Genomic DNA, 12594 nt, shown 5'->3' with positions numbered 1-12594 from the left:
TCCCGTCACGCCCCACGCGGGCGTGTGAGTTGAAATTACCCTCAGTAGTTTTGATTGCAAATAGTTTATTGTCAGGCAAATGTGGGAGAAAATGTCTCCTACAAAGCACGTATTTGGGGAGAGTGCGTGAAAAAAATTACCGAGCCATAATTTCAGGCTCGGTATTTTGCTATTTTCGTCCAATAAAAACTCTAATAGAAACATTTTTGTTGAACTGCACTTTTGAAGTCATAAAAATAATTAAGCGAGGGGGGAACAAATTTTTATCATACTCCGAAGAGGAGCTTATCGTATGCAGGGAATGGATAGTAATCTTCGGCAGTCATTGTTTCAGCCTTATCGGCAGCTGCACGAAGCTTATCCATTGCAGGTATCATCTTGTCGCGTACATATTCGGATTCTTTTGTTATAGCACCGCTAGTCTTGAGCTTTGAAACTGTGCCTTCAAGTTCGGTGGTTGCTTCGTCCATTTTGTCAATGAGTACTGAAAGCTCCTCAACGAGCTTTGTTTCATACTTGCAGGCAGCCTTTGATACGCTCTTCTTTACTGCAACAGCGGAAGCTGTATCAGCAGCGAATTTAGCAACAGCAGGGATTATCTCTTTACGAGCCATATCCACCATTGTCTGAGCCTCGATGTTTACGGATTTAACGTAGTTTTCAAGCATGATATCGCAGCGTGAGTATATTTCAGCCTCGGTGAATATGCCATGTGATATGAGCATATCAACATTCTTTTTGTCGCATATCTTAGGCATACAGTCGGCTGTAGTTCTGAGGTTTGAAAGTCCGCGCTTTTCTGCTTCCTTTACCCATGAATCATCATAGCCGTTGCCGTTGAAGATGATACGCTTATGATCTTTGATAGTCTTTTTGATGAGGTCGTGGAGTGACTTGTTGAAGTCCTTTGCACCTTCGAGCTTATCAGCAAACTGCTTTAATACTTCAGCAACAGCTGCATTGAGGTGAATGTTTGCACAGGAGATGCTGTTTGATGAACCGAGCATACGGAACTCGAACTTGTTTCCTGTGAAAGCGAAAGGAGATGTACGGTTACGGTCTGTAGTGTCCTTGCTGAACTGAGGAAGCACATCAACGCCAAGCTTCATCTTTTCCTTTGCAGTGCCGCCGTATGGCTTGTCGTTCTCGATAGCTTCGAGGATAGCTGTGAGCTCATCGCCGAGGAAGATAGAAATGATAGCAGGAGGAGCTTCGTTTGCACCGAGACGGTGATCGTTGCCTGCGGTAGCAACAGAAAGTCTCAGCAGATCCTGATAGTCGTCAACAGCCTTGATAACAGCTGCAAGGAAGAGCAGGAACTGTGCATTCTCATAAGGTGTTTCGCCTGGTGAAAGGAGGTTTACGCCTGTATCTGTAGAGATAGACCAGTTGTTGTGCTTACCTGAGCCGTTAACGCCCTCGAATGGCTTTTCGTGAAGCAGGCAAACAAGTCCGTGACGCTCTGCAACTTTCTTCATAACTTCCATTGTGAGCTGGTTGTGGTCAGCAGCAATGTTTGTAGTCTTGTAGATAGGAGCAAGCTCGTGCTGTGCAGGAGCAACTTCGTTGTGCTTGGTCTTAGCGAGGATACCGAGCTTCCACAGCTCCTTGTCAAGGTCAGCCATATATTCTGCGACTCTTGTCTTGATAGAGCCGAAGTAGTGATCTTCCATTTCCTGACCCTTTGGCGGCATTGCACCGAAGAGTGTACGACCTGTCATTACAAGGTCTTTTCTCTTCTTCCACATCTCACGGTCAACGAGGAAGTATTCCTGCTCAGGACCTACTGATGTGCGAACACTTCTTACGCCCTCGTTTCCGAAGAGCTTGAGTACACGCATTGCCTGCTTGTTAATAGCTTCCATTGAACGGAGAAGAGGTACTTTCTTATCGAGTGCTTCACCTGTATATGAGCAGAATGCTGTAGGGATATAGAGTGTGCCGTCCTTTATGAAAGCGTAGGAAGTAGGATCCCATGCTGTATATCCGCGAGCCTCAAATGTTGCACGAAGTCCGCCTGACGGGAATGATGAAGCATCAGGCTCGCCCTTGACGAGCTCCTTGCCTGAGAATTCCATGATAACTCTGCCGTCGGGAGCAGGAGTGATGAAGCTGTCATGCTTCTCGGCAGTAACGCCTGTCATTGGCTGGAACCAGTGTGTGTAGTGAGTTGCGCCTTTTTCGATAGCCCAGTCTTTCATTGCAGCTGCTACTGCATTTGCAACTGAGATATCAAGGGGAGTGCTCCTGTCGATAGTTCTTTTAAGTGACTTATAAACCTTTTCGGAGAGTGTAGCTTTCATGACTCTCTCATCGAATACCATTGAACCAAAATACTCTGTTATCTTTTCCATTTTTATTTCCTCCAGTTTTTTATAATTCGGAATTCGGAATTGTTGTGTCCGCTTACTCGGATATATTTGAATAGATGAAATAATATTTCAATTTATCGCCGTAAGGCGATACCATTAATTCCGCATTCCTAATTCCGAATTATGCATTATTTAAGAGCGAAGCTCTTATAAAGTCCGCAAAGAGCTTCTGCGGTTTGTTTGGACGTGATTTGAATTCGGGGTGGAACTGAACTCCGATGAACCACGGGTGGTCTGAGAGTTCCACTATCTCGACCAGCTTTTCGTCAGGCGACATACCTGCTATGTGGAGTCCGTTTTGTGTAAGTACCTTGCGGTATGCATTGTTGAATTCATAGCGGTGGCGGTGACGCTCGTATATGAGCTCCTCGCCGTATATCTCGCGGCATCTTGAACCCTCTGTCAGCTTGCAGGGGTAAAGTCCGAGCCGCATAGTTCCGCCTTTTTCGGAAATGTTCCTCTGCTCGTCCATGATGTCGATGACGGGGTAGGGAGTTTCTCCGAATTCGGCAGAATCAGCACCTGTAAGTCCGCATACATTTCGTGCGTATTCTATGACTGTCATCTGCATACCGAGACAGATACCAAAGAAGGGGACTTTATTCTCACGCGCATAGTGGATAGACTCGACCATTCCCTCAATTCCTCTGTGACCGAAGCCGCCGGGGACTATGATACCATTGCAGTCTTTAAAGGTATCAGCGGCGTTTTCAGCAGTTACGTTCTCGGAGTCTATCCACTTTATCTCAACAGCCGCATCGTTGATGATGCCGCCGTGTCGCAGTGCTTCTGCGACTGAGAGATATGCATCGTGGAGTTCAACATACTTGCCCACAAGTCCTATGGTCACTGTCTTGTGTGCATTCTCTGCACGGTGTACCATTTCTGTCCATTCTGTCAGGTCGGGAGCGTTGTCTGCAATACCGAGATGACGGCATACGGAATGTGCAAGCCCTTCTTCTTCAAGCCACAGCGGAACTTCGTACAGGGACGGGGCTGTCAGGTTCTGGATAACATCTTCCTTGCGGATATTGCAGAAGAGTGCGATCTTTTCAGCCATATCATCTGGAATGCGTTTTTCCGTGCGGCAAACTATTATATCTGGCTGAATGCCTATGGAAAGGAGCTCCTTGGTGGAGTGCTGTGTTGGCTTGGATTTCAGTTCCTCAGAACCTGTGATGTAGGGGACAAGAGTAACGTGTATGTAGCATACATTTTCGCGTCCCTGTTCAGTTCCGACTTGTCTAATTGCTTCAAGAAAAGGTGTGGACTCTATATCGCCGACAGTACCGCCGATCTCGGTGATGACAACATCTGCATTTGCTTCATTTGCAGCACTGTAAACTCTGTCCTTTATCTCATTTGTGATGTGTGGTATGACCTGTACTGTACCGCCGAGGTAGTCACCGCGGCGCTCTTTTGTTATGACGTTCCAGTATATCTTTCCTGTAGTGACATTTGAGTGGACTGAAAGGTTTTCATCAACAAATCGCTCATAATGACCAAGGTCAAGGTCAGTCTCAGCACCGTCATCGGTTACGAATACCTCACCATGCTGAAACGGCGACATAGTACCTGGGTCTACATTGATATAGGGATCAAACTTCTGTATGGTGACTTTATAGCCGCGCTGTTTGAGAAGTCTGCCCAGAGAAGCTGCTGTGATACCTTTGCCGAGTCCCGAAACGACTCCGCCTGTTACAAAAATGAACTTTGACATTTTTTTATGCTCCTTGAAATACATTTATGAGAAAGGCAGTCTGCGAACATCTGGGAGATTTGTGTGATGATGTCCGCAAACGCCCTTATCAGCTTATGCTTTTTCACACTCCGCAGAGTCGTGGAGTGTATTGTAGCCTTCCTCGCCTGTTGTTGTAAAATTGTCTGAGAGTCCATAAAACTATCTTCTAAATTGTTACAGCATAAATATCAAAGGGGTGCAGAAGCCTTAGACTTCATACACCCCTTCGTGTATGGAATTAGTACTAATAACAAAAAAGAGCTACGGATCCCATATCCGCAGCTCCCTTGCTGTTTACATTGCAATTATATTCCTTTGCAAGAGATTTGTCAATAGCTTTTTTGAAATTTGTCGTATCGCATATTTTTGAAACGTTGTTAGTGTGTAATAACTGTTGAAATTTAACGAAACGGTAAAATTAGCGATTTACCTATTGACATTTCCGCTTTAACGTGATAAGATAGTTAAGAAACAAGGACGTTTTAGCAGGCTATCTGTCTGTTGAAGCGTCCTTTTTATTATAATCCGATCAATGGTGCTCGGATTATTGAAAGGTTAGTGAATGATATGGATAATTTTAGAGAGGAAGCTCCTTACCAGCAGCAGGGACTTTACAGTCCGCGTTTTGAGCATGATAACTGTGGTATCGGAGCAGTAGTGAATATCAATGGCGAACAGTCAAGATATGTTGTTGAAAATGCTCTCACTATCGTTGAGAAGCTTCAACACCGTGCAGGCAAGGACGCCGAGGGGAAAACAGGCGACGGTGTTGGAATACTTGTACAGATGCCTTACAGCTTCTTTATTAATGAAGTAAAAAAGCTTGGCAAGGATATCGGAGAAGAAGGGGACTTCGGTGTTGGAATGTTCTTCTTCCCTCAGAACGAGCTCAGACGTGATCGCGCAAAGAAGCTCTTTGAAAAGATAATAGATAATAACGGCATGGAATTCGTATGCTGGCGTGAAGTACCAACTTCATTTTCAATACTTGGTCACAAGGCACTTGACAGTATGCCATGTATCATGCAGGCTTTCATTAAGCGTCCCGATAATTGTAAGAAGGGACTTGACTTCGACCGCAAGCTTTTTGTTGCAAGACGCGAATTCGAACAGTCCAACGAGGACACATATGTATGCTCACTTTCAAGCCGTACGATCGTATATAAGGGTATGTTCCTTGTTGATGAGCTCAGAAGATTTTACGCTGATCTTCAGAGTGATGAATTCACATCTGCTATAGCAATGGTACATTCACGTTTTTCAACTAATACCAATCCAAGCTGGCAGAAGGCTCACCCAAACCGTTTCATTGTTCACAACGGCGAGATAAATACTATCACAGGCAATGCTGATAAGATGCTTGCCCGCGAGGAGACTATGACCTGTGAGACACTGAAAAATGATATGCACAGGATACTTCCTGCGATCAATGTTAAAGGTTCGGACTCCGCAAGACTTGACAACGCTCTTGAATTCATGGTAATGTCAGGTATGCCGCTTCCTCTGGCAGTTATGATAACTATTCCCGAGCCTTGGAAAAACGACAAGACTATCTCAAAGGCAAAGTACGATTTTTACCAGTATTACGCAACAATGATGGAGCCCTGGGACGGTCCTGCATCTATACTTTTCTCTGACGGTGACGTTATGGGAGCAGTCCTTGACAGAAACGGTCTCCGTCCGTCAAGATACTGCATAACCAGTGAAGGTTTCCTTATCCTCTCATCTGAGACAGGATGTATTGACATCGCACCTGAGAAGATAGTTAAGAAAGATCGTCTCCGTCCGGGTAAGATGCTCCTTGCAGATACAAAGCAGGGTCGTATCATCGAGGACGATGAAGTAAAGTCAATGTATGCTTCACGCCAGCCTTACGGCGAATGGCTTGACGCAAATCTCGTTCGTCTTCACGATCTCCATATCCCGAACAAGGGAGTGCAGACCTACTCAAAGGACGAGCTTGCAAGACTTCACAAGGCATTCGGCTATTCATATGAGGATATCCGTACATCTATCCTGCCAATGGCTGAAAAAGGTGCAGAGCCAATTGCTTCCATGGGAAGTGATATCCCTCTCCCGCCACTTGACAAGCAGGCACCTCCGCTTTTCAACTATTTCCGTCAGCTTTTCGCACAGGTAACAAATCCGCCATTTGACGCTATCCGTGAGGAAGTCGTTACAGACACAAGCGTTTACATCGGCAAGGACGGAAATATCCTTGAGGAGCGTCCCGAGAACTGCCATGTTATGAAAATTGAAAATCCTATTCTTACCGAGACAGATATGCTCAAGATAAAAGCACTTAATCAGAAGGGAATGAAAAGTGCAGTTATCCCCATAACATACTACATCGGAACATCACTTGACAAGGCTATCGAACGTCTTTTCATCGAAGCTGACAAGGCTTATCGTGACGGTGCTACAATACTTATACTCTCTGACAGAGATGTTGATGAATATCACTGTCCGATACCTTCACTCCTTGCAGTTTCTGCACTCCAGCAGCATCTCGTTTCAACAAAGAAGCGTACAGCAGTTGCTATGATACTTGAAAGTGCAGAGCCGAGAGAAGTACACCACTTTGCAGCACTTTTAGGCTACGGTGCCTGTGCTGTTAATCCATACCTTGCACACGAGACTATCCGTTCACTCATTGAGGACGGCTCTCTCGACAAGGACTTCTATGCTGCCGAGGACGACTACAACAGCGCGATCCTCCACGGTATCGTAAAGATAGCTTCAAAAATGGGTATATCCACTATCCAGTCCTATCAGGGCAGCAAGCTCTTTGAGGCTGTGGGCATTTCTCAGGAGCTTATCGACAGCTATTTTGCAGGTACTGTCAGCCGTATCGGCGGCATAGGACTTGCTGATATAAGCCGCCGCACAGAGGCTCTCCACACAGCAGCTTACGATCCTCTCGGACTCCACGTCAGCAGCGATGTTAAGAGCGCAGGCAGCCATAAGCTCCGCAGCGGAAAGAGCGAGCATCTCTACACTCCAGAGACGATTCATCTTCTCCAGCAGGCAGCATGGACAGGCAGCTATGATACATTTAAAAAGTATTCCGAAGCTCTTACCCGTGAGGACAACGAACTCACGCTCCGCAGTCTCCTCGATTTCAATTTCAGCAGTGCTGCTGAGATATCCCTTGACGAGGTAGAGTCTGTAGAGAGCATCTGCAAGCGTTTCAAGACAGGTGCTATGTCATACGGTTCTATTTCACAGGAAGCACATGAGTGCATGGCAGTTGCTATGAACAGTATCAGCGGAAAGTCAAACAGCGGTGAGGGCGGAGAGAGCTCCGAGCGTCTTAAATCCGATAAGTGTTCAGCTATTAAGCAGGTTGCTTCGGGACGTTTCGGCGTTACATCTGAGTACCTCGTTTCCGCACAGGAAATACAGATAAAAATGGCACAGGGCGCAAAGCCCGGCGAGGGCGGACATCTTCCCTCAGGAAAGGTATATCCTTGGATCGCTAAGACACGTCATTCAACAGCAGGCGTTGGACTTATCTCACCTCCGCCTCACCACGATATCTATTCTATCGAAGACTTGGCACAGCTCATCTACGACCTTAAAAATGCAAATGACAAGGCTCGCATATCAGTAAAGCTCGTATCAGAAGCAGGCATAGGAACTGTTGCAGCAGGTGTTGCAAAGGCAGGCGCACAGGTTATCCTTATCTCGGGATATGACGGCGGTACAGGTGCAGCTCCGAAGAGCTCGATATACAATGCAGGACTTCCATGGGAGCTGGGACTTGCCGAAGCTCATCAGACACTTATGCTCAACGGACTTCGCTCAAGAGTCCGCATAGAGACAGACGGCAAGCTTATGACAGGTCGTGATGTACTTGTTGCTGCACTTCTCGGTGCAGAGGAATTCGGCTTTGCAACAGCTCCGCTGGTAACTATGGGCTGCGTAATGATGAGAGTGTGCAACCTCGATACCTGTCCTATGGGTATCGCTACACAAAATCCCGAGCTTAGAAAGCGTTTCCGCGGCAAGCCCGAGTATATAATCAACTTCATGCACTTCATTGCACAGGAGCTCCGCGAGTATATGGCAAAGCTTGGTATACGCACAGTAGACGAGCTTATTGGACGCACAGACCTTCTCCGTATAAAGGACAGTGCAGCTGAAAAGAACATAGACTTCACAAATATACTTGCAAACAGCATTACAGACGGCAAAAAGCATTTCGATGCTGAGGATGTTTACGATTTTGAACTTGACAACACCATAGATCGCCGTGTTATAATAAAGAAGCTGGGAAGTGCGCTGAAAAACGGAACTTCCAAGTCTATTTCCATTGACGTTGTGAATACAGACCGTTCTGTGGGAACTCTTACAGGTGCAGAGATAACACGTATTCACGGCGAGAACGTACTTGCTGACGACACATTCACAGTTAAATGTACAGGCAGCGGCGGACAGTCCTTCGGTGCTTTCATACCAAAGGGACTCACTCTTGAGCTCAGCGGCGACAGCAACGACTATTTCGGCAAGGGACTCTCAGGCGGCAAGCTTGTACTGAATCCGCCAAAGGCTTCCACATTCAAGGCTGATGAGAATATCATCGTTGGAAACGTTGCACTCTACGGAGCTACCTCAGGTAAGGCATTTATCAACGGTGTTGCAGGTGAGCGTTTCTGTGTAAGAAATTCAGGAGCTACAGCAGTCTGTGAGGGCGTGGGCGACCACGGCTGTGAGTACATGACAGGCGGACGTGCTGTTATCCTCGGACGTACAGGCAAGAACTTTGCAGCTGGTATGTCGGGCGGTATAGCATATGTTCTCGATGAGGAGCATGATCTTTACACACGTCTCAACAAGGCACTTGTTTCACTTGAAACTGTTACCGAGGAAGAGGACATCGCCGAGCTCAAAGCTATCATCACTGAACACGCAGAGGCTACAGGCTCTGAAAAGGCTAAGCAGATACTTGCAGACTTTGAGCGTTATCTGCCATGCTTCAAGAAGATAATCCCTCACGATTATGCTAAGATACAAAAGACCGTAACTAAACTTGAAAAAACAGGTATGAGCGGCGAACAGGCTATGATAGAAGCATTCGAGCTCATCAGAAAGGAGGCGTGAGCCATGGGAAAAGCAACAGGATTTCTTGAATATACAAGAACTGAAACAGCTGCAAAAGAACCGCTTGAGCGTATAAAGGACTTTAATGAGTTCCATGTACCGCTCAGTGACGAGCAGCGCTGCCAGCAGGCTTCACGCTGTATGGACTGCGGAGTACCATTCTGCCAGAATGGAAAAATGCTCTGCGGAATGATGTCAGGCTGTCCGCTTAACAACCTTATTCCCGAGTGGAACGACCTGCTTTATCACGGTCAGAAGGAACAGGCTTTGAGCCGTCTGATCATGACCAACAACTTCCCCGAGTTCACATCGAGAGTATGTCCCGCACTTTGCGAAAAGGCTTGCATCTGCGGAGTTTATGATTCACCTGTAACTACTAAGGAGAACGAGAATTCAATAATAGAGTTCGGCTTTGCAAACGGGCTTATGCAGCCTCAGATACCGACAGTAAGAAGCGGCAAGCGTATAGCTGTTATCGGCTCAGGTCCTTCGGGACTTGCCGCAGCTGATACTCTCAACAAGCGCGGTCACAATGTTACAGTGTTCGAGCGCTCTGACCGTGTTGGCGGACTGCTTATGTACGGTATCCCGAATATGAAGCTTGAAAAGCATATCATCGAACGCCGTGTGGAGCTTATGAAAGCCGAGGGCGTAGAGTTCAGAACTGATTCAAACGTTGGCGAAAATGTTTCCGCTGATGAGATACTTAGCGGCTATGACGCTGTTGTACTTGCCTGCGGCTCGGCAAATCCCCGTGATGTCAAAGCCGAGGGACGTGACGCAGATGGAATATACTTTGCCGTGGATTTCCTCAAGGCTACAACAAAGAGCCTGCTTGACTCCGAGCTCAAGGACGGCAAATACATTTCAGCAAAGGACAAAAATGTTGTAATAATCGGCGGCGGTGATACAGGTAATGACTGTGTGGGCACATCTGTCCGTCATGGCTGCAAGTCCGTGGTACAGCTTGAAATGATGCCTAAACTTCCAGATGAGAGAGCAGAAAACAATCCTTTCCCCGAGTGGCCTCGCGTATGCAAGACGGACTACGGTCAGGAGGAAGCTATCGCGGTATTCGGACACGATCCGCGTATCTACTGCACGACTGTAAAGGAATTCATCAAGGACGAAAGCGGTAAGCTGTCGGCTATAAAAACAGTTAAGCTCCAGTTTGGAACAGATCCGGAAACAGGCAGACGTACCATGAACGAAATAGAGGGCAGCGAGGAGATCATTCCATGCGAATTATGTCTTATTGCAGCAGGCTTCCTCGGCTGTCAGAAGTATATTGCAGATGCATTCGGCGTATCACTTGACCAGCGCACAAACGTAAAAACAGCACTTGGCAAACATTCTACAGATGTTGATAAGGTATTTACCGCAGGCGATATGCATATCGGACAGTCTCTTGTAGTCCGTGCTATCCGTGAAGGACGTGACGCTGCGGCAGAGGTGGACGAATACCTTATAGGTTACACCAATCTATGATACGGAGGCTAAAATGATATATTCAGAAAATGAGATATTGCAGTATATAGAAGAAAATGATGTTAAGTTCGTCAAACTGACATTCTCTGATCTGAAAGGCAGACTGAAAAATATCTCTGTCCTTTCATCAGAGCTTGCAGTTACCTTTGAGCGCGGAGTACGCATCACAGCAAAGAAGATAGCAGGCTTTGAGGCTGCAAACGGAAAAGACCTTTTCCTTTTCCCTGATGCTCAGACTATGACAGTTCTCCCGTGGAGACCTCAGCAGGGCAGAGTAATAAGAATGTTCTGCTATATACGTTATGCAGACGGTACTCCCTTTGAGGGCGACGGAAGATACTTCCTTAAAAAGGCTATGAAAGCGGCAGTTTCAGCAGGCTATTGCTTCCGTTTCGGAACATCTTGCGAATTTACGCTTTTCCGTAAGGACGATAAAGGTATCCCGACTAAAACTCCGCATGATTATGCAGGATACTGTGATGTTGCTCCTGATGACAGGGGAGAGAATATCCGCCGTGATGTTTGTCTCACACTTGAGCAAATGGGGATACATCCTGTATCCTCACGCCACGAGAGCGGCTGCGGTCAGCATGAGATAGACTTCAATACTTCATCTGCACTCAAAGCGGCAGATACTTTTCTCAGTTTCAAATCTGCGGTAAAATCAGTTGCTGAATCTCATAGCGTACACGCAAGCTTCATGCCAAAGCCTTTGCATGATGACTGCGGAAACGGAATGCATATAAGCTTTACAGTTTTTCCCGACAATGATTTTATGGAGGAGAGAACTTCCGAATGCGGTGATATCATAAAAAATGCCGCAGCAGGTATAATGAAGCATATCCGTGAATTTACTCTCTTTACCAATTCAAACGTGAATTCCTACGAGAGACTGGGCGAGTTCACAGCTCCCCGTGATATTATATGGTCGGACGAAGAGGGGTCACAGCTTATACGTATGAATCCCGACAGCGATAATCCGTGCATAGAGTTACGTGCTGCGGACTGTGTATGTGATCCGTATTTCGTTCTCGGTCTTATGATATATTCTGCACTTGACGGCATAGTTGAAAAGCTTCCGCTTTCAGAAAAGAACAAGGGTACAGAGCGTCTACCTTCCACACTTGAGGAAGCTATCAACTGCACGGAAAGTTCTGAATTCGTGAAAAAATACGTGCCTTCAAATATACTTGACGTGCTGCTGAAATTCAGCCATGAAGAATGGGCAGAATATTCTTCCGCATATAATAAGGAAGCATTCGAGGAAAAACATTATTTTTACAGTCTCTGACGGAGGTAAGCTTTGGAAAAAATTCTTGTAGTTTCAAGTAATAAAATAGCCTCTGAAGCTCTTGTGAATTTCCTCCGCGATTCGTTCAGATGTACTCCGAAACTTGTTGAATCCGCTTATCAGGCAAAAACAGTTTTCGATGCTGATCCGTCTGTGGAACTGGCAGTTATAAACTCTCCGCTTATGGACGAGTCGGGCTTTGAGCTTGCGGAATACATCATTGACAATACTACCGCGAACTGTATTTTTATGATAAAGGAAGAGCAGACTGAAAAGATAGCGGGACTTGCTGAAAAGACAGGCATTATCATCGTCGGAAAGCCGTTCAGCAGAACTCTGCTCTATCAGCTGGTGAAAACGCTGGATATCGCTGTTAACCGTTCTTTAAAGCTGTATGAGGAAAACCGCAGGCTTGAAGAAAAGATAAACGAGATACAGGCAGTGGACAAGGCAAAGTTCATGCTCATGCAGTACAAGGGCATGACGGAGGAGGAAGCACACGCTTATCTTGAACAGTATGCCATGAATAAGCGTAAGAAGAAAAGTATTGCAGCACTGGCAGTGATCGATAAACTGAGTGAGCAATATTTATGAGAGAG

Annotated in this window: 6 protein-coding genes; 4 read left to right on the top strand and 2 right to left on the bottom strand. The window is 46.2% G+C overall.

What is annotated here, in order from left to right; genetic code table 11:
* Positions 1 to 266: 266 nt before the first annotated feature.
* Positions 267 to 2354 (bottom strand): glutamine synthetase III family protein, encoded by a 2088-nt coding sequence (locus BLW60_RS01085; protein WP_074714063.1) that lies wholly within the window; start codon positions 2352 to 2354, stop codon positions 267 to 269.
* 139 nt (positions 2355 to 2493) lie between these two features.
* On the bottom strand, positions 2494 to 4092 hold the full coding sequence (locus BLW60_RS01080; RefSeq protein WP_074714062.1) for a CTP synthase: 1599 nt from the start codon (positions 4090 to 4092) through the stop codon (positions 2494 to 2496).
* A gap of 588 nt (positions 4093 to 4680) precedes the next feature.
* Between BLW60_RS01080 and gltB the strand changes: the two genes are divergently transcribed.
* The 4 genes from gltB to BLW60_RS01060 are packed head-to-tail and all read left to right on the top strand — an operon-like array spanning position 4681 to position 12589.
* Positions 4681 to 9216 (top strand): glutamate synthase large subunit, encoded by a 4536-nt coding sequence (gene gltB / locus BLW60_RS01075; RefSeq protein WP_074714061.1) that lies wholly within the window; start codon positions 4681 to 4683, stop codon positions 9214 to 9216.
* 3 nt (positions 9217 to 9219) lie between these two features.
* Positions 9220 to 10704 carry a glutamate synthase subunit beta gene (locus BLW60_RS01070; protein WP_074714060.1) on the top strand — a complete coding sequence of 495 codons (1485 nt, stop codon included), beginning with the start codon at positions 9220 to 9222 and terminating at the stop codon, positions 10702 to 10704.
* Between the two features lie 13 nt (positions 10705 to 10717).
* On the top strand, positions 10718 to 11995 hold the full coding sequence (locus BLW60_RS01065; RefSeq protein WP_074714059.1) for a glutamine synthetase family protein: 1278 nt from the start codon (positions 10718 to 10720) through the stop codon (positions 11993 to 11995).
* A 12-nt stretch (positions 11996 to 12007) separates the two neighbouring features.
* Complete coding sequence (locus tag BLW60_RS01060; protein WP_074714058.1) at positions 12008 to 12589, top strand: ANTAR domain-containing response regulator; 582 nt, start codon at positions 12008 to 12010, stop codon at positions 12587 to 12589.
* Positions 12590 to 12594 lie beyond the last annotated feature (5 nt).

The sequence above is a fragment of the Ruminococcus flavefaciens genome, assembly GCF_900108555.1.
Taxonomy (GTDB): domain Bacteria; phylum Bacillota; class Clostridia; order Oscillospirales; family Ruminococcaceae; genus Ruminococcus; species Ruminococcus flavefaciens_P.
The sequence above is the reverse complement of the archived record's forward strand: the minus strand, read 5'-3'. Positions and strand labels throughout refer to the sequence as shown.